Origin of the sequence: Pseudomonas sp. Root329 (assembly GCF_001424925.1) — a bacterium.
Taxonomy (GTDB): Bacteria; Pseudomonadota; Gammaproteobacteria; order Pseudomonadales; family Pseudomonadaceae; genus Aquipseudomonas; species Aquipseudomonas arabinosi.
In genome coordinates this window covers 71,939-98,132 of sequence record NZ_LMCV01000007.1, presented here as the reverse complement: position 1 = coordinate 98,132, position 26,194 = coordinate 71,939, and the positions used below count along the sequence as shown (strand labels likewise).

The 26,194-nt window shown below is 56.3% G+C and carries 19 protein-coding genes and 1 other RNA gene; 14 read left to right on the top strand and 6 right to left on the bottom strand.

The genetic code is table 11. The features are described 5' to 3' along the window. Window positions 1–148: 148 nt before the first annotated feature. The 10 genes from ASC74_RS09250 to ASC74_RS09215 all read left to right on the top strand — a co-directional run bounded on the left by ASC74_RS09250 (window position 149) and on the right by ASC74_RS09215 (window position 10,684). Window positions 149–1,843 (top strand): lactate permease LctP family transporter, encoded by a 1,695-nt coding sequence (locus ASC74_RS09250; RefSeq protein WP_056741056.1) that lies wholly within the window; start codon window positions 149–151, stop codon window positions 1,841–1,843. 151 nt (window positions 1,844–1,994) lie between these two features. Next, window positions 1,995–2,819 (top strand): (Fe-S)-binding protein, encoded by an 825-nt coding sequence (locus ASC74_RS09245; protein ID WP_056741054.1) that lies wholly within the window; start codon window positions 1,995–1,997, stop codon window positions 2,817–2,819. Beyond that, the gene (locus tag ASC74_RS09240; RefSeq protein ID WP_056741052.1) at window positions 2,816–4,270 is read left to right on the top strand and encodes a LutB/LldF family L-lactate oxidation iron-sulfur protein; all 1,455 of its coding nucleotides are present in this window, start codon (window positions 2,816–2,818) and stop codon (window positions 4,268–4,270) included. Before ASC74_RS09245 ends, ASC74_RS09240 begins: the two co-directional genes overlap by 4 nt. Then, complete coding sequence (locus tag ASC74_RS09235; protein WP_056741051.1) at window positions 4,270–4,941, top strand: LutC/YkgG family protein; 672 nt, start codon at window positions 4,270–4,272, stop codon at window positions 4,939–4,941. Before ASC74_RS09240 ends, ASC74_RS09235 begins: the two co-directional genes overlap by 1 nt. Continuing rightward, complete coding sequence (locus ASC74_RS09230; protein WP_056741049.1) at window positions 4,938–7,757, top strand: FAD-binding and (Fe-S)-binding domain-containing protein; 2,820 nt, start codon at window positions 4,938–4,940, stop codon at window positions 7,755–7,757. Before ASC74_RS09235 ends, ASC74_RS09230 begins: the two co-directional genes overlap by 4 nt. A 119-nt stretch (window positions 7,758–7,876) precedes the next feature. Then, window positions 7,877–8,149, top strand: coding sequence for a hypothetical protein (locus ASC74_RS09225; RefSeq protein WP_056741047.1), 273 nt, complete (start codon window positions 7,877–7,879; stop codon window positions 8,147–8,149). Window positions 8,150–8,203: 54 nt separating this feature from the next. Next, window positions 8,204–8,383, top strand: coding sequence for a hypothetical protein (locus tag ASC74_RS31590; RefSeq protein ID WP_156400808.1), 180 nt, complete (start codon window positions 8,204–8,206; stop codon window positions 8,381–8,383). A gap of 92 nt (window positions 8,384–8,475) precedes the next feature. After that, window positions 8,476–8,727 carry a hypothetical protein gene (locus ASC74_RS09220; RefSeq protein WP_056741045.1) on the top strand — a complete coding sequence of 84 codons (252 nt, stop codon included), beginning with the start codon at window positions 8,476–8,478 and terminating at the stop codon, window positions 8,725–8,727. 115 nt (window positions 8,728–8,842) lie between these two features. Then, window positions 8,843–9,240: a transfer-messenger RNA gene (gene ssrA / locus ASC74_RS30905) on the top strand. A 187-nt stretch (window positions 9,241–9,427) separates the two neighbouring features. After that, on the top strand, window positions 9,428–10,684 hold the full coding sequence (locus ASC74_RS09215) for an integrase domain-containing protein (protein WP_056741043.1): 1,257 nt from the start codon (window positions 9,428–9,430) through the stop codon (window positions 10,682–10,684). A 578-nt stretch (window positions 10,685–11,262) separates the two neighbouring features. On the opposite strand, the gene ASC74_RS09210 is transcribed toward ASC74_RS09215, so the two are convergent. After that, window positions 11,263–13,125, bottom strand: a complete 1,863-nt coding sequence (locus tag ASC74_RS09210) for a hypothetical protein (RefSeq protein WP_056741041.1) — start codon at window positions 13,123–13,125, stop codon at window positions 11,263–11,265. Window positions 13,126–14,219: 1,094 nt separating this feature from the next. Here ASC74_RS09210 and ASC74_RS09200 point away from each other — a divergent pair. Genes ASC74_RS09200 through ASC74_RS32035 form a run of 4 tightly spaced genes read left to right on the top strand, consistent with a single transcriptional unit; the run spans window position 14,220 to window position 17,190 of the window. Further along, window positions 14,220–15,620, top strand: coding sequence for a YfjI family protein (locus tag ASC74_RS09200; RefSeq protein WP_056741036.1), 1,401 nt, complete (start codon window positions 14,220–14,222; stop codon window positions 15,618–15,620). Next, the gene (locus ASC74_RS09195) at window positions 15,604–15,963 is read left to right on the top strand and encodes a hypothetical protein (RefSeq protein ID WP_056741035.1); all 360 of its coding nucleotides are present in this window, start codon (window positions 15,604–15,606) and stop codon (window positions 15,961–15,963) included. Before ASC74_RS09200 ends, ASC74_RS09195 begins: the two co-directional genes overlap by 17 nt. After that, window positions 15,941–16,921, top strand: coding sequence for an integrase domain-containing protein (locus ASC74_RS09190; protein ID WP_056741034.1), 981 nt, complete (start codon window positions 15,941–15,943; stop codon window positions 16,919–16,921). Before ASC74_RS09195 ends, ASC74_RS09190 begins: the two co-directional genes overlap by 23 nt. Continuing rightward, window positions 16,918–17,190 carry a hypothetical protein gene (locus ASC74_RS32035; RefSeq protein ID WP_056741032.1) on the top strand — a complete coding sequence of 91 codons (273 nt, stop codon included), beginning with the start codon at window positions 16,918–16,920 and terminating at the stop codon, window positions 17,188–17,190. Before ASC74_RS09190 ends, ASC74_RS32035 begins: the two co-directional genes overlap by 4 nt. A gap of 301 nt (window positions 17,191–17,491) precedes the next feature. On the opposite strand, the gene ASC74_RS09180 is transcribed toward ASC74_RS32035, so the two are convergent. Genes ASC74_RS09180 through ASC74_RS09160 form a run of 5 tightly spaced genes read right to left on the bottom strand, consistent with a single transcriptional unit; the run spans window position 17,492 to window position 25,742 of the window. Then, on the bottom strand, window positions 17,492–20,542 hold the full coding sequence (locus ASC74_RS09180) for a type I restriction endonuclease subunit R (protein WP_056741030.1): 3,051 nt from the start codon (window positions 20,540–20,542) through the stop codon (window positions 17,492–17,494). Beyond that, the gene (locus ASC74_RS31760; protein WP_162247437.1) at window positions 20,542–21,702 is read right to left on the bottom strand and encodes a restriction endonuclease subunit S; all 1,161 of its coding nucleotides are present in this window, start codon (window positions 21,700–21,702) and stop codon (window positions 20,542–20,544) included. The genes ASC74_RS09180 and ASC74_RS31760 overlap by 1 nt, the downstream gene beginning before the upstream one ends. Then, window positions 21,699–23,213, bottom strand: coding sequence for a type I restriction-modification system subunit M (locus tag ASC74_RS09170; RefSeq protein WP_056741028.1), 1,515 nt, complete (start codon window positions 23,211–23,213; stop codon window positions 21,699–21,701). Before ASC74_RS09170 ends, ASC74_RS31760 begins: the two co-directional genes overlap by 4 nt. Next, window positions 23,206–24,246: a virulence RhuM family protein gene (locus ASC74_RS09165; protein ID WP_056741025.1), complete on the bottom strand. Its 1,041-nt coding sequence runs from the start codon at window positions 24,244–24,246 to the stop codon at window positions 23,206–23,208. The genes ASC74_RS09170 and ASC74_RS09165 overlap by 8 nt, the downstream gene beginning before the upstream one ends. After that, a complete protein-coding gene (locus ASC74_RS09160) occupies window positions 24,243–25,742 on the bottom strand; it encodes a type I restriction-modification system subunit M (protein ID WP_056741023.1) in 1,500 nt (499 codons plus the stop codon). Before ASC74_RS09160 ends, ASC74_RS09165 begins: the two co-directional genes overlap by 4 nt. Between the last annotated feature and the right edge of the window lie 452 nt (window positions 25,743–26,194).

The window sequence follows — 26,194 nt, the reverse complement described above, 5'->3', positions numbered from 1 at the left end:
CACGTATTCGACAAAAGTTTTAGGGCGGCAAATTGACACGTCGCCTACAAGGCTTTTACCCTAGCCAACAGCGATTGTAAATTGGTATTACCAATTAACCAAGAACGCTGACCAGTGCCTGACCAACAACAATTAGGGGCCACCCCATATGCAAACCTGGCAACAGCTCTATTCTCCGCTCGGCAGTCTCGGCGTGTCCGCACTCGCGGCCGTTATCCCCATCGTGTTTTTCTTCCTGGCATTGGCCGTGTTCCGACTCAAAGGACATGTGGCCGGCAGCATCACGCTGGCCTTGTCCATTGCCGTGGCGATCTTCGCCTTCCAGATGCCGGTCGACATGGCCTTCGCCGCCGCCGGCTATGGTTTCGCCTACGGCCTGTGGCCGATTGCCTGGATCATCGTGGCGGCGGTATTCCTCTACAAACTGACGGTCAAGAGTGGTCAGTTCGAAGTGATCCGCAGCTCGGTGCTGTCGATCACCGACGACCAGCGCCTGCAAGTGCTGCTGATCGGCTTCTGCTTCGGCGCCTTCCTGGAAGGTGCCGCCGGTTTCGGTGCGCCGGTCGCGATTACCGCCGCACTGTTGGTAGGACTGGGCTTCAACCCGTTGTACGCCGCGGGCTTGTGCCTGATCGCCAACACCGCGCCGGTTGCGTTCGGTGCCCTGGGGATTCCGATCATCGTTGCCGGGCAAGTGACCGGTATCGACGCATTCAAGATCGGCGCCATGACCGGCCGCCAACTGCCGCTGCTGTCGCTGTTCGTGCCGTTCTGGCTGGTGTTCATGATGGATGGCCTGCGCGGCGTGCGGGAAACCTGGCCGGCAGCACTGGTGGCGGGTTTGAGCTTTGCCATCACTCAGTACTTCACGTCGAACTTCATTGGCCCGGAACTTCCGGACATCACCTCGGCCCTGGTCAGCCTGATTTCCCTGACGCTGTTCCTGAAAGTCTGGCAGCCAAAGCGCGCCGCAGGCCAACACATCGCTGGTGCCGTCTCGGCGTCCGTGGTGACGGCCAGCGTCGGAGGTTTCGGCCAGAAGCGCACAACCGTGGCTTCGCCCTACAGCCTGCTGGAAATTCTCAAAGCCTGGTCACCGTTCCTGATCCTTACAGTGCTGGTGACCATCTGGACCCTGAAACCCTTCAAGGCAATGTTTGCCGCTGGCGGATCGATGTACAGCTGGGTGTTCAACTTCGCCATCCCGCACCTGGACCAAATGGTGATCAAGGTCGCACCGATCGTGGCCGCCCCGACCGCCATTCCCGCGGTGTTCAAACTTGACCCGATTTCCGCGACGGGCACGGCGATTTTCTTCTCCGCGCTGATCTCGATGCTGGTCCTGAAGATCAATGTCAAAACTGGTCTGACCACTTTGAGAGAGACCTTCTACGAGCTGCGCTGGCCGATTCTGTCCATCGGCATGGTGCTCGCCTTTGCCTTCGTCACTAACTACTCCGGCATGTCCTCGACCATGGCGCTGGTTCTGGCAGGCACCGGTGCAGCATTCCCGTTTTTCTCGCCGTTCCTCGGCTGGCTGGGTGTGTTCCTGACCGGTTCCGATACCTCGTCCAACGCGCTGTTCAGCTCGTTGCAAGCGACCACTGCGCACCAGATCGGCGTCAACGATGTGTTACTGGTTGCGGCGAACACCAGCGGTGGCGTGACCGGCAAGATGATCTCGCCACAATCGATCGCCGTGGCCTGCGCCGCGACCGGCCTGGTAGGCAAGGAATCGGATCTGTTCCGCTTCACCCTCAAGCACAGCCTATTCTTCGCAACGATCGTCGGCCTGATTACCTACATCCAGGCCTATTGGCTCACCGGCATGCTGGTGCACTAAGTACTACACGATAAAAAGCAAAAACCGACGCCGGACCACGATTCCGGCGTCAGCTATTCACAACCCGGTCTGTAAGGCTGCTGAAAGCTTGCCTCTCTATATTCAGCAGCCTCAACAGACGGATAACCGGGACCACCCGGAGACACGCCTGATGAGCGAGCTTTTTTACAACGCAGTGCCGAATGCGACCCGCGTCGCCCCGCCACTGCCCGTGCCTCGGCAATACCCCAGCGAGAAACCGTCAAGGGTCTACCTGTTCGGAACTTGCGTGGTGGATTTGTTCTACCCTGAAGCCGGGATGGACGCGATTCACTTGCTGGAACGCGAGGGCATTCGTGTCGAGTATCCGCAGGGGCAAAGCTGCTGCGGGCAACCGGCCTACACCTCGGGTTACACCGAGCAGGCGAGGACCGTGGCACGCTCGCAACTGGCGCTGTTTGCCGGGGACTATCCGGTGGTGGTGCCATCGGGATCGTGTGCCGGGATGTTGCGCGAGCACTACGCCGACTTGTTCAAGGACGAGCCGGACACGCTGAAACAGGTTCAGGCGCTGGCTGCCCGGACTTATGAACTGGCCGAGTTTTTGTTGTTTGTCTGCAAGGTGCAGCTCAAGGACAGTGGCGAGCCAGTCAAAGTAGCGTTGCACACGTCGTGCTCGGCACGCCGTGAGATGAACACCCACTTGCATGGCCGCGAGTTGTTGGCGCAGCTCCGTAACGTGGAGCGAGTCGAGCACAGTCATGAAAGTGAATGCTGTGGCTTCGGTGGGACTTTCAGCGTCCGTATGCCAGACATTTCCGGCGCGATGGTGGCTGACAAGACCCGCTCGTTGAAGGAATCCGGCGCGCACAAGGTACTGAGTGCCGACTGCGGTTGCCTGATGAACATCAACGGTTCGCTGGAGAAACAGAAGGCAGCATTGCGCGGCCAACACCTGGCCAGCTTCCTTTGGCAGCGAACCGGAGGTGTTCTATGAACGCTTCCGCGATTATTCCTACGGTTGCCGTAGAAGAAGATTTTCGCATCCGGGCTCACAAGGCGTTGGATGACAAGCAACTGCGAAACAACTTTCGCACGGCGATGGATTCGCTGATGACAAAACGGGCAGCGTCCTTCAGCGATGCCCACGAAAGAGAACATTTGCGAGTGCTGGGCAATGCTGTCCGCGCCCGTGCTTTATCCAAGTTGCCCGACCTGCTCGAGCAGCTTGAACAGAACCTGACCCGCAACGGTGTGACAGTGCACTGGGCGGAAACGGTGGACGAAGCCAATGGCATCGTCCTCTCGATCATCCGCGCTCACGAGGGGCGGCAAGTGATCAAGGGCAAATCGATGGTCAGCGAAGAGATGGAAATGAATCATTTCCTCGCTGAACAGGGCATTGAATGCCTGGAATCGGACATGGGCGAGTACATCGTCCAGCTCGACCACGAGAAGCCTTCACACATTATTATGCCGGCGATCCACAAGAATGCCGGTCAGGTCGCGTCCTTGTTCCACGACAAACTTGGCGTGGAATACACCAAGGACGTTGACCAACTCATTCAGATCGGTCGCAAGGTCTTGCGGCAGAAATTCTTCGAAGCGGACATCGGCGTCTCCGGCGTCAACTTCGCCGTGGCCGAAACCGGCACCTTGCTGCTGGTGGAAAACGAAGGCAACGGGCGCATGACCACCACGGTGCCACCGGTGCACATCGCCGTCACCGGCATCGAAAAAGTCGTGGAAAACCTGCGCGATGTGGTGCCACTGCTGTCACTGCTGACCCGCTCAGCCCTCGGCCAGCCGATCACCACCTACGTCAACATGATCTCCGGCCCGCGCAAGGAACATGAGCTCGACGGCCCTCAGGAAGTGCACCTGGTATTGCTCGACAACGGTCGCAGCCAGGCCTTCGCCGACAGCGAATTGCGCCAGACCCTGAACTGCATCCGCTGCGGCGCCTGTATGAATCATTGCCCGGTCTACACCCGAATTGGCGGCCACGCCTATGGGGAGGTTTACCCTGGGCCTATCGGAAAAATCATCACCCCGCACATGGTTGGCCTGGCGAAAGTCCCGGACCACCCGAGTGCCTCGTCGCTGTGTGGCGCCTGCGGTGAAGTCTGTCCGGTAAAAATTCCGATTCCGGCACTGCTGCGGCGCCTACGGGAAGAGAACGTCAAAGCCCCGGACAGCCCCCATCAAGTGATGCGCGGCCAGGGCAGCAAGTACTCGCGCAAAGAACGGTTTATCTGGAATGCCTGGGCGAAGCTCAACAGCTCACCCACGCTTTATCGACTGTTCGGCTTCTTTGCCACTCGCTTGCGTGCACTGGCACCCAGCAACGTCGGCCCCTGGACGCAAAATCACAGCGCACCGAAACCCGCTGCCCGCTCACTGCATGACATGGCCCGCGAGCATCTGGCCAAACAGGGAGATCGCTGATGAGCGCCAAGCAAAATATCCTCGCCAAACTGCGCAAAAGTCTGACGGGCACCACGCCGGTGCCTGACGATTTTGACGTCGAACTGGTGACAGCGCCCTACACATACACCGCCGAGCAACGCATCCCGCAGCTGCGCAAACTGATGGAAGCGGTGCACACCGAAATCCACCTGACATCCGGCGAAGGTTGGCCTTCGTTGCTTGCTCAGTTGTTGCGGGACCGTCAGTTGCCGAGTTTGTTGATCGCACCGACTACACCTCACGGGCAACGCGTCACTCAGCACTGGGCGAAAAATCCTGACCTGCCGACACTCAAAGCCTACGACCGTCCGGCTGAAGAATGGAAAGCCGAGTTGTTCAACGACACTCCGGCCAGCCTGACCACCACCCTCGGCGCAATCGCTGCGACAGGTAGTCTGATTCTCTGGCCGACGCGGGAAGAACCGCGACTGATGAGCCTGGTGCCGCCGGTGCACTTCGCCCTGCTCAAGGCCAGTGAAATCCGCGACAACTTCTATCAAGTGCAGCAGGAATTCGAGTGGGCCCAAGGCATGCCGACCAATGCCCTGCTGGTGTCCGGCCCGTCAAAAACCGCCGATATCGAGCAGGTCCTGGCCTACGGCGCTCACGGTCCGAAAGACCTCGTGGTCTTGATCCTGGAGGACCAATGAATCTACCCGCGGCTTTCCTGCGAGATGCGCAGCAACTGATTCCCCAAGAGCGACGTTTCGACGATCCGCTGTCGACCTTGGCCTTCGGCACTGACGCCAGTTTCTACCGGTTGATTCCGAAACTGGTGATTCGTGTCGAGTCCGAAGATGAAGTCGTCGAGCTGCTCAAACTGGCGCAACGTGATCAGGTCCCGGTGACCTTCCGCGCCGCTGGCACCAGCCTGTCCGGGCAGGCCATCAGCGATTCGGTGTTGATCGTCCTGGGGGATAACTGGAACGGTCGCGAGATTCGCGGGCAAGGAACGCAAATCCGTCTGCAACCGGGCGTGATCGGCGCACAGGCCAACGCATGGTTGGCACCGTTCGGGCGCAAGATCGGCCCGGACCCGGCGTCGATCAACGCCTGCAAAATCGGCGGCATCGTCGCCAACAATGCCAGCGGCATGTGCTGCGGCACGGCGCAAAACACTTATCACACGTTGGCGGGCATTCGTCTGGTGCTGGCCGACGGCAGCCGTCTCGATACCGAAGATGCGGCGAGTGTTGCGGCGTTTCGTGAAAGCCACGCTTCGCTGCTTGAACGCCTGGCAACGTTGGGCCGCGAAACCCGCGCCAATGCCGAATTGGCGGCGAGAATTCGCCACAAATACCGTCTGAAAAATACCACCGGGCTGTCACTCAATGCGCTGGTGGATTTCGACGAGCCTGTGGATATCTTGAGCCACTTGCTGGTGGGCTCCGAAGGCACTCTCGGTTTCATCAGCGCGGTGACTTACGACACGGTGATCGATCATCCGAACAAAGCCTCGGCGCTGATCGTGTTTCCGGACGTGGAGACCTGCTGCAACGCCGTCACCGTGCTGAAAAGCCAACCGGTGTCGGCCGTGGAACTGCTGGACCGGCGCAGCCTGCGCTCAGTGCAGGACAAACCCGGCATGCCCGCTTTCGTACAGCAACTGTCGAACAATGCCTGCGCCTTGCTGATCGAATCCCGCGCCGCATCGTCCACTTTGCTACAGGAACAACTGGCGCACATCATGGCGTCGTTGACCTCGTTCCCTGTGGAAAAACAGGTCGACTTCACTGAAGACCCGGTGGAAAACGCCCGGCTCTGGGCGATCCGCAAAGACACCTTCCCCGCCGTCGGCGCCGTGCGCAAAACCGGCACCACGGTGATCATCGAAGACGTGACCTTCCCGGTTGAACAACTGGCCATCGGCGTAAACCGCCTGATCGAGCTGTTCGACAAACATCACTACGACGAAGCGATCCTTTTCGGACACGCGCTGGAAGGCAATCTGCACTTCGTCTTCACCCAAGGCTTCAACAACCCGGAAGAAGTCGCACGCTATCAGGCGTTCATGGACGACGTGGCACAACTGGTAGCGGTGGAATTCGGCGGCTCGCTGAAAGCCGAACACGGCACCGGGCGCAACATGGCACCCTTCGTCGAACTGGAATGGGGCAGCGATGCCTACCAGTTGATGTGGCAGCTTAAACGTCTGCTCGACCCCAACGGCATTCTCAACCCGGACGTGGTGCTCAGCGAGGATCCGCAGATCCACCTCAAGCATCTGAAGCCGTTGCCGGCCGCCGATGAGATTGTGGATAAGTGTATCGAGTGCGGCTTCTGCGAACCGGTCTGCCCGTCGAAAGGCCTGACCCTGAGTCCGCGCCAGCGCATCGTGATCTGGCGTGACATTCAGGCGAAGAAACGTGCTGGTGTGGACACCACCGAACTCGAAGCCGCGTACGAATACCAAGGCATCGACACCTGTGCCGCCACCGGCCTCTGCGCGCAACGTTGCCCTGTAGGAATCAACACCGGCGAGCTGGTGAAAAAGCTCCGCAGCCGGAAGGCAACTCATACAACAACCGCCAATTGGCTGGAAGGTAATTTCGCCACTGCGTTGCAAGGTGCACGTTTCACCCTGCACGTGGCCAACGGTGCACGGATGCTGCTGGGGGCGCCACGATTGGCAAAGCTTTCGGCAACATTGACGCGCCTATCCAAAGGTCAGGTCCCACAGTGGACCAACGCCATGCCGCAACCGGAAAAAGCCATTCGCTTCAGCCCGGCCGTGTCGGACGAACGCCCTCGAGTGGTGTACCTGGCGGCCTGCGTGTCGCGGGCAATGGGCCCGGCGGCGGGTGATAAAGAGCAAATGTCGCTGTACGACAAAACCCGTGGGCTGCTGGAAAAGGCCGGTTATCAAGTGGTCTTCCCGGACAACCTGGACAACCTCTGCTGCGGGCAACCGTTCGCCTCCAAGGGCTACGCCGAACAGGCCGAACACAAACGCCAGGAACTGATCGGCGCCTTGCTGCACGCCAGTCGCGGCGGGCTCGACCCGATCTATTGCGACACCAGTCCATGTACGTTGCGGCTGGTTCAGGATTTGGGCGATGTTCGACTGGACCTTTACGACCCGGTGCGTTTCATTCGTACGCACTTGATGGACCGCCTCGAATTCACACCACAGGAGGCGCCGATTGCAGTGCACGTCACTTGCAGTACCCAGCACCTTGGCGAGAGTCAGGCTCTGATCGATCTGGCGCGCAAATGCAGCAAAAACGTGGTCATTCCCGAGGGCATTCATTGCTGTGGGTTTGCTGGCGACAAGGGTTTCACCACGCCGGAACTGAACGCACACTCGTTAAGGACGCTCAAGGACGCGGTGCAGCAGTGCAGCGAAGGGATTTCCACCAGTCGCACGTGTGAGATCGGGCTGACGCAACACGGCGGAATCGACTATCACGGGCTAGTCTATTTGGTGGACAGGGTAACGCAGGCAAGGGTTACGCAAGAAAGATAGAACACCGACGCGCTGCCATAGTCCACTCATTAAGCCCGGACATTGCCGGGCTTTACCCAAAATCGGCAGCCCGTCCTGATGGCCAGCGATGCCTGGACCCTCAGTTCAAGGAGATACTCATGAAACGTTCTGTACTGTTAGGTCTGTTCGTTACTGTCTCGCTGATGGCGTCCACCTCGTTTGCCGCAGAAGACCTCTGTGCGGTCAACTTGAAAACCATCGAAAATGCCAAGGCACAGACTCCTCCGGAGATGACTGATCAGGTAATGGACAGCGTCAAGCAAGCCAAAGCCGATCAGGCAAAAGGCACCAAGGAAGGGACTGATGACTGCATCGCCGAGACCGAACAAACTATCCAGCAAATCAAGAACGCGAACAAAGGTGCGAAGTAATCCAGCACAAGGCCAACCTTCGAGTTGGGTTTGTGGCCCCCGGTGCCACCCAATATGAAGCAAACCAAAACCCGCCAATTGCGGGTTTTGTTGCATCTGGAATGGTCATGTGGAAGAGGCCACCAGCGAAAAGAAGCGATTGCGCCCGCTTTTAATGCCATTGCTTCTATCAAAAAATTTTTCCATAGCCTGTCTGCTAAAACCGAATTCCTGCGCCGCGCCGTAGTCTTTTAAGTAGGCCCCATCAATCGTGGCTTATTTTCCGACCTCGGCCGAGCCGCCTGCTGATACGGCAGCTCCGAGACCATCAGCTCAAGGAGATACCCATGAAACGTACCGCACTCGCCGGTCTTTTCATTTCTGCTGCAATGTTGGCCTCTCCCGTATTTGCTGCGGACAACGACCTTTGTACGAGCAAACTGCAGGAGCTCGAAGCCAAAGTGAATGCGCTACCAGCGACCTCCACCAACGCACCGGAGATCAAAAGATTGCTGGCCAGCGCCAAAACCTCAAAAGCCGCCGGGGACGACAAAAAATGCGCCACTGAGGCCATCCAGGCATTGGCGCTGACAAACTGAGCAACGAACCCAACCCATAATCACTCGCGGCCAACCTTCCGGTTGGCCTTCTGACGTGTGTTGGCGTACACTGCGCAGGCTTGTTGCTCACTTTGATTCACAGAGCAACAGGCTCGGGGCCGTTTAGGATTCGACGCCGGTTGCGAAACTTTAGGTGCATGCCGAGTTGGTAACAGAACTCGTAAATCCACTGTTGCAACTACTTATAGTTGCCAATGACGAAACCTACGGCCAGGAATTCGCTCTCGCTGCGTAAGCAGCCTTAGCTCCTGAGCTTCTGGTACCTTCGGGTCCAGCAATCACTAGGGGATGTCTGTAAACCCGAAGTGATTGTCATATAGAACAGAATCGCCGTGCAGTACGTTGTGGACGAAGCGGCTAAAACTTACACAACTCGCCCAAAGCACCCTGCCCGTCGGGTCGCTGAGGGTTAACTTAATAGACACGGCTACGCATGTAGTACCGACAGCGGAGTACTGGCGGACGGGGGTTCAAATCCCCCCGGCTCCACCATTTCATCATCTAAAGACGTCCACGGACGTCTTTTTTTGTGCCTGAAATCCAGAAAAATCAAGGGTTTAAGCGCTACTTGGCTCCGCAGAGGGTTTTTGAGTTCCAGCCGTTTGGGTATTCCAAATGGTATTCCAAGCCATCCGGTGCTATTTTTTGGAATACCAAAACGGTGTCAGAGGTAGCTCTCATGCCTGCTCCAGCCCTTCGCCTTTCCGACCGCCAGCTCAAGGCAGTCAAGGCAAAAGACAAGGATTACGTCCTCAGCGATGGTGACGGCCTCCAGCTCCGAGTCAGGAGCAACGGCTCGATGCTGTGGAACTTCAACTACCGCGAGCCGGTAACCAAAAATCGCATCAATATGGGGCTGGGCACGTACCCAGAGCTCTCACTAGCGAACGCCAGGAAAAAAGTGGTGGAAGCGCGCGAGCTGCTTGCACAAGGCATTGATCCCAAGGTGCAACGCAATGCACAGGACGAAGCCAAACGAGCAGAGACGGAACATACGTTCGAGAACGTGGCCACCGCCTGGTTCGAGCTGAAGAAGGACTCCGTCACGCCGGCGTACGCCGAAGACATTTGGCGCTCGCTCACGCTGCATGTATTTCCAGACCTGAAAACAACGCCGCTCTCAAAAATCAGCGCACCGATGGTCATCGAACTGCTTCGCCCAATCGAGGCCAAAGGCAGCCTCGAGACAGTGAAGCGATTGAGCCAACGGCTCAACGAGATCATGACGTACGGGGTCAATTCAGGACTGATCTTTGCGAACCCTCTCAGCGGCATTCGCGCAGTGTTCAAGAAACCCAAGAAACAGAACATGGCCGCGCTACGACCCGATGAGCTTTCCGAGCTCATGATCGAAATCGCGAACGCCAGCATCAAGCGGATCACCCGCTGCCTGATCGAATGGCAACTGCACACCATGACCCGTCCTGCCGAAGCGGCTACCACCCGGTGGGCAGACATCGACTTCGACAAACGCATCTGGACCATCCCGCCGGAGCGCATGAAAAAGCGTCGTCCGCACACCATCCCGCTGACCGAACAGGCACTCGCCTTACTAGAGACGCTCAAGCCCCACAGCGGCCACAGGGAATACGTGTTCCCGGCAGATAGAAACCCGCGTACCCACGCCAACAGTCAGACTGCCAACATGGCGTTGAAACGCATGGGCTTCCAGGACCGCTTGGTCAGCCACGGCATGCGCTCCATGGCCAGCACCATCCTGAACGAGTATGGGTGGGATCCGGAGCTGATCGAAGTCGCGCTGGCGCATGTCGACAAGGACGAAGTCCGAAGCGCTTACAACCGAGCGGACTACATCGAACGCCGGCGCCCGATGATGGCTTGGTGGAGTGAGCACATCCAAAAAGCAGCAACGGGAAGTCTGTCGGCAGCTGCCATCAATGACACCAGGAACTGCAATGTCGTGCCGATACGGTGAGCGCTTACCGGACGCCGCCGGTAACCGAAAATAACTCCCCAGATAGAGTGATGGTTGATTTGGCGACAGCGGCGACACCGGCGACAACCCGCGTCGTACTTGGCCTGCAGCATGGCGACAGAAGTGGCGACTGTCGCCGTTGCAAGCCTTGCTCTTGGGGCCTTTTCGACTAAGTCCATGCGGGCGGGAAAGCTCCGCATTCCCACTCGCATGGGCTCTGCGTAATTGCATCTCACTTGACCACCTAATTGCATTGCCACCGACTAGTCAATTGCATTCGCGCTGAGCAGCCGTTTGCAGTTGATGGATGTCAGTGGATGCCACTCAGCGCGAGTTCGTCAGCAAAGCACTGAAGGACTGCAACCGACCCAGGCTGTAAAAAAATACTCGCGAAAAATCGAACTGCGCGCTCCTGATTAAATTCTGAAAAAGATCGACTGGTGTACAGATCTAGAATTTACGTAGCGACGCGTTTTTCTGTTCGTTTTTTAGCCACCCGGTTGGTACGGGACGTTCTTACACAGCCTGGAGCCAGAGCTGCCAATCGTGGGCTATAGAAAGCCGAACAGATTACCGTACTAGAGAGCGGCCCAGCCGTCAGAGCCCTTTGATTGACGCTGCACAACAAGCTCGAAGATGAGCCGAGGCCGGCCATTCTCTCGGCCAAGCGCCTTCTCAACGAGTTTGCCAGTCCTATCGCCCGTCCAAAGCCCAATTACATCTTCCAACAACCAAGTGCCGAAACTCCTGCCTAGACCGGCAGCATTTGACGGAGACAGTGACATTGAACTGTTCTGTTTCATCAGATCGACCATAAGACCGGCTGGTATTACCGGCAGACGGCTACTTCCGTGCGCTGGCCCCAAGAGTAGCAGGAAGCTGGCGAGCGTTTGTGTTGCGATATCATCGAGCTGATCGCGCTTTATCGAATACACAAACGGCCGTCCATTGATCATTTGTAGTCTTTTGGCCTGGATCAGCGTTGCTCGTTGGCTCAAACAAACTCCATCGTCCATAGCTTTGAAGATAAGACAGACATCAGTAGAAAAACGTGGGTGGTCGATACCCGCACCACCCTCCTCTGGCTTTCCGATAATTCTTTGCGAAAGGCTGAAATCAAATCTCTCGTGTGCATCCAGCTCATTAGCTGCGAAGGCGAGCTGACTGGACAGTTTTTCAAGGCAGAACTTCAATTCCTTGAACAGCTCACTTAAGTGTGATTCTTCACCAGCATGTAGATTGTCGAAAATTTCGTCTCCGACGATTCTTGCCATCTCATTAACACTGCACTCAAAAAGCTGTTCTACACGAGCATCACCTAGCCAGGTTTTGGGTACTGGAGCCTTTGCGTTTACGCCGTTTTCGAAACTGCTTTGATAAGCATGGATCATCAGATCCAGGACGTCGGACGATCCCTCCATCATGCTCATACACGCCCGAGCCCGTCGATTGGCTAGTGTTGTCTCAGGGCTGATGTGGGCTGCCAAGCCGTCCTTGGGCAATCGCTCTGCGAGTTTGATGGTCGCTGATAGCAACTCATGGTCTTGTCCAGCCGGCCCCATAACAAAAAAGGTTTCCAGTACAGCTGCCGCCAACTCACTATTTTCGCCAACAACGGTTGCAAGCTCATCCCGCCAAGAGGTTTTTGCCGCACTGGGTAAATTGGATATGTTGTAATGATTTTTACCTGCCTTTGCGCCTAAGCCAAACTCAACGAGCAAGCTAGCAAGTTTTTCCACCTGAGGTGGGATATGCATATTAACCATAGTTTCATGACGATCACGCTTGGCGGGGTCGTACCACAACGCGTATTGCAGCTTTCCGTAAGCGCTTTCTCCGGCCCATTCCGCACACAACAGAGAAAATTGATGATGGACCGAACGATGCCCTGCAGCCCCGATTGCACGAAGCACTCGAGCAACACGTTTTTCGTCCCCGCTTAGAACCCGTATCTGAGAGAGAGAGGTCTCAAGATTCGCACGTTGGAATTCGATTGAATGAATGAAGCTGTTAAAAATCTCATCATCATTTGCAAGCTCTGGGAAGTCACGGATAACGCCTCCAAAGTGAACATAAGAAGCACCTGTATCGCGGTCAGGGATGTACCCAACCACCAAGGATCTAATAGTCTCGGAAAGTTCATTCCAGCGAGCGCAACCATATTTAACGATTTGAGCTCGCAAGGCGTTGCCGGAATAGCCGATCGCTACGAGTGCTTTGTAGAAATTCGAGTACTCGGCATCGCTAATGTCGAGAGTAGCTAGCTCACCAGACAATACTTCTTCCGCTGCAACCCAGTTGATCGGAACTTGCTCATATCGTCCTTGATGTTGGGGAAAGGCAATGATGGCATCCATTGCTGCGCGTGCGGATTCATAGCCCTCCGGCGCCGTCAAAGCTTGCCGTGCAGAACCATGAAAGCTGGCGCCATAAAAATCCATACGATGCAGATCCTTAACTTGTTCTGGCAAAGGTGACCGAATTCACCTGAAACAGCCAAAAATTATTGAGATGAAGGTTTAAGGATAAGGGGATTGGCAGAGGATATCAAAGTGCCACGTCATGGTTTAGCGGTCAACGCGACTGGCCGCTTCTGGCCGTTCTCCAGCGGTCGTCACTACGGCATTTGCTGGTCAAGTCGAATGCAAACGGTTGATCAGCACGAATGCAATTGACCGGTCAGTTACGAGGCAAATCGGTGGTCAAGTTATGCAATTACGCAGGCTCACCTAAAAACCGACGAACGACCACCCGGCCATAGAAAGCCACCGGCCTCCAAGGTCTTCCAGCGCTACCGATTGGCGCAACAGCCGCCCCCCAAAATACTGTTGACCGCGAGCAGAACGAGCGCTACACCAGAACTGTACCAGCGCTGTCCTCGACAGCACCCAGGTAGCCAGAGCCGTTGAGGCTACGCCACATTGTGGTGGTTCTCCCAAAGTGCGATTAGCGTCCGGCGGCTCGCACGGTCACAGCGATGTGATGGATGCCACTTCTTCCAGAATGCCCACTGCGGCAACTCATGCCCCCTCCTGGCTGCTCTGCAGCAATTTATCCGCTTGGCCATTTCTTGCGCCAAGTTTTTGCCCGTCTCTTTGCCCCCTAAAGAGACGGGCGCTCCTACCGCTGCTGCAGCCCAACTCGTACAAGGCTTTGCGGTATTCCCCCTCGTGACAATCGGCGTGACAAACACCGAAGTCACCAGCAACAGCGATGCCGATGACGGTGCCGCAGTCCATGGAATGGACTGCACCTGACTGACAGTCAGGCATGCCCCGGTCATCACCTCGCTGCCTTCACCCGACTCAGGATCTCGCGGCGCCGGTCTCGTCAGCCAGTGCAGCCTCCACCCGCCCACCGCTATCGGTGTTCAGGAGGCCAGATCATGAGATGCCCAAGCTCCCGGTCGTAAGGAGCCGTCAGTCCCGCGTAAGTGGACAAACCTCACAGGTCGCAGGGGCCTTGATCCCTGATAACACTCAACAACCGTGGCGGGATGAGTGAGGACGAAGTCGATAATCTCAGGAGAAGGGCGATGCAACTGTGCGAAGCGTTCGAGCCACCACAACCGTTGCTGGAATACCAGCAGGCACCACTGCCCTACCCGGTCGAAGCACTCGGGGATCTGCTGGGCCCTGCGGTCGAACGACTGGCCGAGGTGATCGGCGTGCCCTGCGCCATGGCCGCGCAATCGGTGCTGGCCAGCGCTGCCCTGGTGAGTCAGGGTCATGCCAATGTCGAACTCGATGGCCGAACCTATCCATTGTCCCTCTACCTACTGACGGTGGCGTCCTCGGGTGATCGCAAAAGCGCGGTGGATCATCTGGCACTGAAGGCGGCGCGCGACTGGGAACGACAGCAGTGGACCCTTTATGCGGAAAAGCTCAAAGTCTATCGCGCCGCTACCAGCATCAGGGACAAACCCAAAACCTCAAGGAGACACGCGGAGGCGGAAGGCGGTGAGCCATCCGAGCCGGTACCGCCGAGACTGATCATTGCCGAACCCACCATTGAGGCCCTGGTCAAAAGTCTGTGCCATGGCTTGCCCAGCATGGGCTTGTTTAATGATGAAGGTGGCCAGTTCTTGGGCAGCAGCACCATGAGCAAAGAGAATCTGCTCAAGGCGATCACCACCTTGTCGACACTGTGGGATGGCAGCCCGATCGACCGGGCGCGCTCCATGACAGGCGAAAGCCTGCGGGCCTATGACCGCCGCCTCAGTCTGCATCTGATGCTGCAACCCTACCTTGCCAACCAGCTGTTCAAAGACCCGGTGATCAATGGCCAAGGCATCCTCGGCCGTTGCCTAATCAGTTGGCCCGAGCGCCTGGCCGGCCAGCGGCTCTACAAGGCGATCGACTTGAGCCGGGATGCCAGAGTCCAGCGCTACCAACAGCGGATCACCGCCCTGCTGCAACAGCCCTGGTCGCTTCACAAGGATGGCTCACTCAATCCCACCACGCTGGAGCTGACTCCCCGGGCCCGTCGTGCCTGGATTGATATTCACGACACCATCGAATGTCAGTCTGGCGAGTTCGGCGAGCTGGCCTGCGTCCAGCCTGTCGCAGGCAAGGCCGCGGCGAATGTACTGCGCATCGCAGGTGTGCTGGCCATGGTTGAAGAGGCCAGTTCGTTGGACGAAGCACACATCCAGCGCGCTTCCACGTTGATGGATTACTACCTGGCCGAGATCCAACGCCTGACCGAACAGGAGCCGGTGAATAGCCGATGCGAAGAGGCGGATCGACTGCTGCGCTGGCTGGTGCAGAAAGGCTGGACTCACTTCGCCCTTCGCGATGTCAATCGCAACGGCCCGCGTTTTGCCCGCAAGAGCGCTGACCATACCGCCTCTCTATTGGTCGTGCTGATCACTCATCGCTGGCTGAGCAGCCGTGACGGAAAAACTTTCGAGGTCCGCCATGTTTCGCCTCAATGACGCGGTGCGCCGCTACCAAGCGCAACATCAACTACAACCTGAATCGCGTCGTGTCGCCGCCTCTGTCGCCAGCCTGTCGCCACGCGTCAGGCCAGAAACGACGCGGGTTGTCGCCACTGTCGCCGCTGTCGCCACACCACCTCCTGAGCCTGCCCACATTGCCCTGCTGATCGAGCAACTGCGCGAGGAAGGGGCGCTACTGCAACACCAGGAGAACACCCTCCTGATCCGCCCGACACACTGGCAGCAGCTGGACAGGCTCAGCCCTCACTGGAAAGCCCTGCTGCTCTTTCTGCAAACAAACGAAAACGGTGATAACGATGGCCTTGGTCGGTCGGCGTGAGGGTCGCAACTTTGGCTATGGCCGCCAGCTAAGCTATGCCGGCCCACAAGCACTCAAGGATCTGTTTGCCGGCGGCCACTTTGCCACGGTCAAAGCGCATAGCGATCGCTGGCAAGCGTTTGTGCGTTGGTGCCGGTCAGAGGACGGCCCGGGTTATAACGATGCGCGCCAGATCGACCGACAGACACTGCAGGACTACGCCGCGTACCTGCGCCAGCAGATCCAGCAAGGCGAACTCTGCATCGCTACCGCGCAGAACCGCCTGAGCAGCGTCAATCGCACCCTCGCTGCGCTGCGCGGTGATCAGGACGTGAGGATCGCCAGTCCGAGCCAGGCGTTAGGCCAACAGCGTTCGAGCGTACGCACCCGCGCACCGGATGGCCAAGACCGCCAACAGGTGCGGCGAGTACTCGAGGCGCTTGGCGAACAGCAACACGAGCGGGTAGCCGCGATTGTTCTTTTGGCCCGAACAACCGGTATGCGCCTGCGCGAAGCGATCCTGGCTGACCTGCCACGACTGCAACGCGAAGCCGAACACTTAGGTCGCATCAACATCCAGGACGGCACCAAAGGCGGCCGCTCAGGGGCTTTAGCACAGCGATGGGTCGTGGCCAATGAAGAGGTGAAGGCGGCACTGCAGTTGGCCCGTGATGCGTCGCCGACCGGCAGCCGCAACTTGCTGTCCCGCGTCGAAAGCTACGCCGCATTCCTGCAACAGACCGTGCTCCCCGCCCGCGAAACGCTGCATGCACAAGAGCTGAAGGGTTTTCATGAACTGCGAGCGGCCTACGCCTGCGAGCGTTACGAGCAGCTCACGGGCCACGCGGCCCCGATCAATGGTGGCCGCTGTTATCGCATTGATCGCGCCATTGATCAACAGGCGCGGCAACAGATCAGCCTTGAACTCGGGCATAACCGAGTCGATGTGGTGTCGGCCTACATTGGAGGCCGAGCGTGACCAAACCCTTCGATATGGCGCTGTTCCTGAGTGGCATACTGACCGGCTCGAAGGTCACGCAGCAACGACACCTACGGCAAGCCCGAGCCATGCAAGCGGCCATTCAAGAACGATGGCAACGGGATAACCCCTGGACTTGGCAACTCAAGCATGTTCGTTGGTTTCTAACTCACTATCTGAGGGATCGCTCCGAGGCTACCCGATATTGCTATCAACTTACCGCGCTGCTGATCTGGAAGCGGCTAGGTAACCGCCCGTTTCGTATTTAGACTGGCCTGACTGGTATATGTGATATCACCGGTATCAAGGGGCTGCGGTCGGCTAGAAGCGTAAGCTCGACATTGACTCAGCAACCGCAGCAACCGCAGCAACCGCAGCAACCAGCCTCGAGCTGGCGGCTCGCCCTGTCCCATTAACTACAACGCGGTTCCATTCCCTCAGACTACAGCTGGACTTGATGGGCGAAGCGTCAATTCCTTGTCCTCAGTTGAAGATTACGACGCCCTGTTGCCATGGAACTGCTTGCCGACGTCACCTAACTTCATCGCATGGCCGTACGTCATCATCGACTTAATAATGTTCTTCAATATAGGCGTATGCCTTCTCAAACAGGTCTTTGTCTTTGCTCAGGCCAAACTGCGCTAGGGTCAGCATCAATGCTTTCTGGATTTCGCGTGGGCCACTGTTAGAGTTTTGCCAGCCCTCAAAGCGAGTAGCATTGACAATTTTGTCGATCTGCTCGACCACATCACCAATCAGCTTCGGCGTGGTTTCCGGGCGGGTTTCCAGGAAGAGTTTGGTCAGCGCCTGCTTGTTGTCTGCCTCCGTTACCACCGGGTCACCGGTTTCACGCTCGGCCTGCACCGTATCTTTGGCGGCATCCAATAGGCCCTTGAGCCAATCAATGGCCTTGATTACGCCCGCTTCATATTCTCGGCGCAGCTTCTCCAGGCGCTCGCCCAGCTCGACGAATACAGCCTCGCCATGGCCGCGCAGACGTCCCATCAAGTCTATTTCCAGCCGGCGGGCACGTTTCTCCTGCTCTTTCTCGGTCAGGGTGAATATCGCGTGTTCATCCATGATCAGCTCATCGATGTCATCGCGTATGCGACTGATATCGGTGTGCTCGTGAATCATCTTAATGGTCTCGGGCCCTAACGCGGCCCAGACCAGCGCCCCCGTTTGACCAACCGGGCGTACTGATTCATAGATTTGCGCCAGCCATTTGTAATCCTGCCGGTAGGGCGTCAGGAAAGGGTCGGGGTTGATGGCCGACCAGAGTTTGGCCAGCACGCCAAAGGCTGCGGCAAACTCATCGCGTTTTTTATTGTCCGGCAAGCACTCCTGTGCGGCCAGGATGCCATCGAAACCTTCAAGGGTGCGGTCTACACTCGGGAAGAAGGCCAGGCACTGTTTCAGCTGCTCCGGCAGCAACTCCTTGAATTTCTCGATGCCTTCGACAATCCCGTCGATCTCTTCCGGGTTATAAGCCAGCGCCGTGCGCAGGTTTTCGAATACGCCCAGATAATCGATGATCAGGCCCATACGCTTGACCACCCCGTCCGCCTCATACAGGCGGTTGGTGCGGCACATGGCCTGCAGCAAGGTGTGGTCGCGTAGCGGTTTATCCAGGTACATGCAGTAGCAGATCGGCGCATCGAAACCGGTCAGCAGCTTGGCGGTCACGATCAGCAGTTGTAGGGGTTGTTTCGGGTCTTTGTAGGTTTCCAGCAGGTTTTTCTGCGCCTGTTCTTCACCATCGAATTTCTGCCAGCGCTCAAAGTCGGCTTGCTTGATCGGTAGATCGAGCTCTTCCTTCCACTTGTTCCAGTCCTTGTTGAGCTTACCGTTCTCATCCTTCACCGGAGCCTGGTCGAGGTTCATGACTACCTCCAGTGCGTCGAAACCCAGCTTGCTACCAAGTAGGTAATACATCTGCACGCAGGCATCGCGGTCGTAGACCACCACCATGGCCTTCATCTTTTTCGGCTGCACATGGCTGGTGAAGTGTTCGGCAATGTCGGCGCTGATGGCCTCCATGCGCTTCGGCGCCTTGAGCATCACGGCCAGCTTGCCGGCGCGTTTGGACAGGGCGGCCTTTTCGTCCTCGTCCAGGTTGTTGTCTTTGACCAGTTGTTCGAACTCTTCATTGATCGCCTCACGGTCAACCCGCAATTCGGCTAAACGGGGCTCGAACTTAACCGGATTAGTGGCACCGTCGCGTATCGACTGTTTGTAGCTATAGCGGTTCATATAGCGGCCGGGGTCTTCATCGGCACCGAACAACTTGAAGGTATTGCGCTCGATACCAGAGATCGGCGTGCCAGTCAGGCCATAGAAGTGAGCATTGGGCAGCGCCCAGCGCATCTTCTCGCCCAAGCCGCCTTCCTGGGTGCGGTGAGCTTCATCCACCAGCACGATGATGTTCTCGCGACTATTTAGGCCAGCCGGATTGAGTTCATCAATCTCAACATCTTTGAACTTGAAAATGGTGGTGATTAGGATACCGCGGCTATCCTGCTCGATGTGTTCACCGAGCTTCTTACAGCTCTGCACCTTGATCAGGTTTTTCACATCGGCACCGCCGAAGGTTTCGCTGATCTGGCTGTCCAGGTCGCGGCGGTCAACCACGATCAGCACGGTGGGGTTTTTGAGCTCATTGTCGGCACGCAGCATTTTGGCCGCGTAGAGCATCAGCAGCGACTTGCCCGAACCTTGGAAGTGCCAAATCAGGCCTTTTTTCGGGTAACCCTGTTTGACCCGCTCGACGATCTGCTTGGCCGTCTCGAACTGCGGGTAACGCGGCAGCAATTTGATGCGTTTGGGCGGCGTGTCTTTACCAGTTTTATGGGTAGAGAACAGCGCGAACGAGGCCAGAAGCTGCAGCAGGGTTTGCGGGTTCAGCAGCCCTTCGGCGCTCGACAGCACGGAGGCCAGCGTGGCGGGAATATCTTCGCGCTGATCCGTGTGGTGCCAGGGGCCCCAATCCTTGACCCGGGCATTAATCGCGCCGTAGGCAAAGGTCTTACCCTCGCTTGCAAAACAGAGCAAGTTGGGCACGAAAAAAGCCTGCACATTCCGCCAGTAGTGCTTCTTGCCGCCCATAAAGTCTGCGGCGCCGTCTTGCCAACTGACACTGGGGCGAGTGGCGCTTTTCACTTCACCTACTACCAGCGGGATGCCGTTTACATACAGCACAATATCGAAGAACACCTCGCCAGCCGCTACATAGTGCACCTGCTGGGCCACCACAAAATGGTTGTTGTCGAGGTTGTCGAAGTCGATCAGATTGATGGTGACGTGCTCACCGTTCTCGCCAAAGGCCAGGGTTTTTTCGGCCAGCAGCCACGCTTGGAAATTTTCGTTGGCCCTGACCAAGCCACTGTGCGACGCCTCCAACAGCACACCGCGCAGCTTGTGGATCACCTCATCGGCATAATCCGGCTGTTTTTCGATAGCTGGGTTTAACAAACATAACGCGTCTTTTAGCCACTCATCGACAAAGATATCCTGCGCCTTCTTGGGCAGGCTTTCGCCGTGGCAGTAAGTCCACTTTACCCCGCTTAAATTTCTTAAACGGTCGATAATTCCATTTTCGGTGACGGTTTGCTCGCTAAACACTATTGTTCTCCAATATCGGTACCGTTTCCAACTAAGTTCCGAAGCCTGAAAAGCTCCGCCAGCTTACTTTCAAGAATCACCCTCTCTTGAGTCAACGAGTTAATAAGCGAGACAAAATTAACCTTTTCGTTACGTGGAGGATAAGGGAAAAGCATGTTATCCGCCTTGTTTTTATTTAATTTCGGCTGGGCAGTACCAGTAAGATGCTGGGATATTTCCATACACTCAATTAACGCCACAATATAGTCGATATCGATAACGTCTTTAGGTTTGTACACATGAGCATGATTATTTACAAAGGACTTCCCTTCCACCTTGAAAGCAATAGGTGTTTTTCTCTCGACTAAATTAGCCCCATCTTCAGAAAGCAGCATTATAGGCTCGTCAAATATATGCCTATCAACGTAATCAATTATTCCCGATGCACCGTAGTATGGAATTTTTCCAGAAATCTTCTTCCTATCAGAAGATTTAATCGGGACTCTCATATTGTCTTTATTTATAAAAATATCTTCGAGCGAAACAATCTTCCAATTACTAGGCAGCCTTCCATTTGGCGCACCGTTAATAGGATTAGCCTCTCCACTCCCTTGCAAAAACGAATTAATTAATCGCTTTCTCAACTCATCAAGGGCGATTAACGCGTCCTGCGCATGAAAGATATTTAACTGCAAAGATGCAAATAAACTTACAAGAGCCAGCTGCTTTGCTTTCGTAGGAACTTTGAACACCTGCCTCTCAAGCGCCTTCCATTTTATTGTTGGAGAAAGGGAGCCTTCCGAAATGGAAACAGCACGACTCATAAACACATCAGACTGCATAAAAAACGGCAGAAACTCTGGAATCACTTTCTCCGGATTTGCTTCCAGGACCATCGCATGAGCAGAACAAATACAGTCCCAATCCGCTACGGCAACCTTGCGTTGATAAGCACGACGCTTACCAAAGATAATTTGGCCTTTTTTAACCAGAAGCTTTTGCCCAGCCACATCACTGGGCACGCCATGCCGCTTGATCTTTAAGCTATCTGGATCCAGATGTTCTAAGCCAACATAAATATCAAGCTCGGTTTCGCTGGGTTCGACGCGCGAGGAAATATGTTTGGCTATATCGCCAAACGTCACCATTTGCCAACCTTCGGGTAACTGCTGCGCTGTCATGTGTTGCTCACCTCGTACCCCATTACTGCGAGGCTTTTAAATAATTTACTGGTCTGCTTCTTTAACTGAACCCGGCTGATTTTCCAGGCTTCAATGGCATGTTCAATATCGTGCACCTCTACATCGCTGCGGGCCTGCACATATAGCGGTATCGATAGATTGTGCTGGTTCTCGCGAATCGTCTCGATATCCACTAGCTGGGCAATGGCCAGCTGCTTGCCCGGGGCAAAATAGGCTTCGGTGAGCACAGCCAGGTCGTCATCCGAGAGCCGGCTATGGGCGCGCTCGCGGGTGACATGCTCGATACCATTTATAAACAGGACTTTGCCTTTGCTCTCAGCGGGTTTGTTGCAGTTGAGCACCACCACGCAGGATTCCATTGGCGAGTTGTAGAATAGGTTGGGGCCGAGACCGATCACTGCTTCGATAATGTCTGACTCGATGACCTGTTTGCGGATGGCCTGCTCAGAGTCGCGGAATAGCACGCCGTGGGGCCAGAGCATGGCGGCGCGGCCTGTGCCGGGCTTCAGGCTTTTGATGATATGGGTGTAAAAGGCATAGTCGGCGCAGCCTTGGGGCGGTACGCCGTAGAGATTGCGGCCATAGGGGTCGGCAGCAAACTTGTCGCGGTTCCATTTTTTGATGGAGTACGGCGGGTTGGCGAAGATCACGTCGAACTGCTTGAGCTGATCGTCCTCGATAAATTTGGGCTCGGCCAGGGTGTCGCCGCGTAGCACTTCGAACTCTTCGATCTCGTGCAGGAACATGTTCATACGGGCGATGGCGGAGGTGAGCAAGTTCACTTCCTGACCATAGAGTTTGACACTACGCCATTCCTTACCTTCGTCCCGTAGGTCCATCACTGCATTAAGCAGCATGCCGCCAGTGCCGCAGGTGGGGTCATAGGCGGTTTCACCGGGTTTGAGCCCCATGATACGGGTCATCAAGTGCACCACGGTGCGGTTGGTGTAGAACTCAGCGGCAGTGTGGCCGGAGTCGTCGGCGAACTTCTTGATCAGATATTCATAAGCTTCGCCCAAGTCGTCCTGGGCCACTGATTTGAGGCCTAGGGGGATTTTGCTGAAGTGTTGAATCAGGTCTGCCAGCAAGTGATCGGGCAAACGCTCCTTGTTAGTCCACTGTGCATCGCCGAATACGCCATGCAGGCGTTCGTTGTGGGTCTCGATCAAGCGCAGGGCATTCTGGATGGCTTCGCCGATGTTCTTGCTGGTGTGGCGCACCTTTTCCCAGCGCGCCTCCTGGGGAATATGGAAGCGGTGAAACATGGGCATGACGGCATAGTCAGCATCGCCCTCGTTGATTTCCATGGCCTCGACATACTCTTCAAGGTAAACGTCGGACAGGCGTTTATAGAACAGTAGCGGGAAGATGTACTGCTTGTAGTCGGAGGCGTCGATCTGTCCGCGCAGAAACTCGGCCGCTCCCCAAAGGAGGTCTTCGAGTTTCTTTTTGCCGAGCTGGGAGGCCCGATTTTTCTGGTAATCAATCATTCTTACGGGTCTTGTCTGATAGCTGATGAGCAAGCTGGCTTAGGTCGGCGAGGCGTTTGTTTGCGTCGGCGGCATCTGCATTTTGGCGCCGCTGGTGAAACTGCTCGTACTGCGACTCGGCGTGTTGCTTGGCCATGTCGTGGGAGATCTTGCCGGCATTGTCGAGAATGTCGCGGTCGTTCAAGGTCAGGAAGCCATCGAGCTTTTTCACCCAGTCAGCCATGGACATGGGGATGCGGCGCATGGCCTGGCCCTCGGCAAACACCAGGTATTGCTCGACCAGGTTATTCAAGGCGCTGAGTTCATCTGCCGTGAGGTAGTTCTTGGCGTTGGCGATATCCTGCTTGCGCACCTTGGCACCGCGCCAGTTGGTCAGACCCATATGGGGTTTGCTGCTGTCGGCGCGGCGGTGAATAAGCTCGGCAGCGGTTTGCCCGGTAATTGCCCAGTGCACTTTGTTTTGCACGGTTTTGAAGAAGCCGATACTGGCATCCTGGGTTGGGTCGTAGTCCACGCTGGTGGCGTAGATGTCGGTGATCTTTTGGTAGAAGCGTTTTTCGCTGGTGCGAATATCCTGAATGCGCCGCGTCAGCTCTTCAAAGTAGTCGAAGGGCTGGTCAGGGTTTTTCAGGCGTTCATCATCGAGCACGAAGCCTTTGACGATGTATTCGCGCAGCTGCCGGGTGGCCCATTGGCGGAAGCGGGTTGCCGTATGGCTCTGTACGCGATACCCCACGGAGATGATGGCGTCCAGGTTGTAGTGTTTGAGGCTGCGTTTTACCTGGCGTGTGCCTTCTTGACGAACTACTAAGAAATCCTTAGTGGTTGCATTTTGATCAAGCTCGGCCTCGCTGAAGATGTTCTTCAGGTGCATCAGCACGTTCTCTGGCGTGGTGCTGAACAGCTCCGCCATCAAGGCCTGGGTCAGCCATACTGACTCGTCGACAAAGCGCACATCCAGCCGGGTTTGCCCGTCTTCGCTCTGATAGATGATGAACTGCGAGGTATTGCTGTCGGCGCTATCCGTGCTCATAGCTCAAACCCTTCCTTGATCAGCAACTCTTCTAGCTCCTGCTCGGCCTGCTCCAATGCGGCCAGTTTCTGCTGGAAGTCTTTCAGCGCCTCTTCGACGGTGATGGTTTCTTCTTCCAGCGGCTTTTGCACATAGCTGGCAATGTTCAGGTTGAAGTCGTTTTCTGCGATCTCGCTCAGTGGCGCCCAGCGCGCTACGCCTTCCAATGGCATGGCAGAGGGGCCTTGCTGATACTGCTCTAGGTAGATCTGGTAAATCTGATCCGCCTGGGCATTGCTCAGGGTGTTCTGCGCGCGCCCTTTGGTGAAAATCTCCTCGGCATTGATGATCAATACATGGTCACGATGCTCATCAGGGCGCTGCTTGCGCAGCAGCAGGATGCAAGCAGGGATAGTGGTGCCGTAAAACAGGTTGGGGGCCACGCCGATAATGGCTTCGATGCGGTTCTCTTTGAGCAGGCTGGTGCGGATTCTGCCCTCGGCAGCACCGCGAAACAGCACGCCATGAGGCAGCACAACCGTCATTCGCCCATCGGCATTGAGGGAGGCGAACATGTGCTGCACCCAAGCGAAGTCACCGTTGGTTTTCGGGGCCACGCCGTATGTGTTGCGGCTGTAGGCGTCCGCCGCCCACTGTTCATATCCCCACTCGCTGAGGCTGAACGGTGGATTGGCGATCACGCAATCAAAGGTTTCGAGCCGGTCATAGATCAGAAACTTGGGCTCACGCAGGGTATCGCCGCGAACAATCTCAAAGTCTTCCTGGCCATGGAGAAACAGGTTCATGCGGGCAATGGCTTCAGTGGTCAAGTTCTTTTCCTGACCTTTGAGCTTCAGCAGCCGGGGATCACCCGCGTTTTCTCGAACGTGGTGAATGGTCTCCAGCAACATGCCGCCCGTACCGCAAGCCGGGTCATAAACGCTTTCACCCGCTTTGGGGTCAAGAATGTTGACCATCAGCCGCACAATGGTGCGCGGGGTGTAGAACTCACCGGCTTTCTTGTTGGCTTTGTCGGCAAAGCGCTTGATCAGGTATTCGTAGGCGCGCCCCATATCGTCGTTACGAACGCTGGCAACCCCGAGATCGACTTTGTTGAAGTGGTTGAGCAGCGTGGCTAGCAGCTCATCCGGCAAGCGTTCTTTATTGGTCCAACTGGCATCGCCGAAGATGCCATGCAACTGGGTGTTGGCTTGCTCTATGCCTAGAAAAGCATCCTTAAGTGCCTTGCCGATATCGTGGGACTTGGCGAACACATCATCCCAGTGGCTGCCAACAGGAACCTGGATGCGATGGAAGATTTTCTCGCGCGCCAGCTCCGCGCTCCCGACCTTGGCCAGCACCTCTTCAAACTCTTCGTCATATACATCGCAGATCCGTTTGAAGAATAGGATCGGGAATATGTAGGTTTTGTAGTCGGAGGCGTCGATGGGGCCGGTGATGATGTGTGCGGCATGCCATAGGTGCGCTTCAAGGTCTTTTAATTTAATCAGGGTCATTTTTACTCGAAAAAATCTTGAGCAGCTGTTCGGGTAGCCTGCTCCGCTGGCAGGCTAGAGATGGGGCAAGTGTACTGGATATCATTGAATAGGAGGCCAGCATGTCGAAACTACGGGGCCTTAACGCTGTGATGGTGGAAGCGCTACAGGTTAGTAAAGATAATTGGCAGAGATATCGCTGAGCCAGCCGCCTGAAGTAAGCCCCTTACTGCCCAGTGACTGGGAGCAGTCAGCGCCTTCGCCCCCGTTACCGCGCCTTTACCCATCACCTTGCGCCGAGGGCAACTAGGAGATGCGAGAGTCATGCCTGTGGGAAGCGTCCATGCAGACCAATCAACCACCTTTTGATGGCGACGAGACGGACGCACGCCGATAGTGAGAAAAAAGGATGAAGGGAATCAAGAGATTCACTCAATGTCATCGCATTCAAGCATGAAGTTATAAGCGAGAGG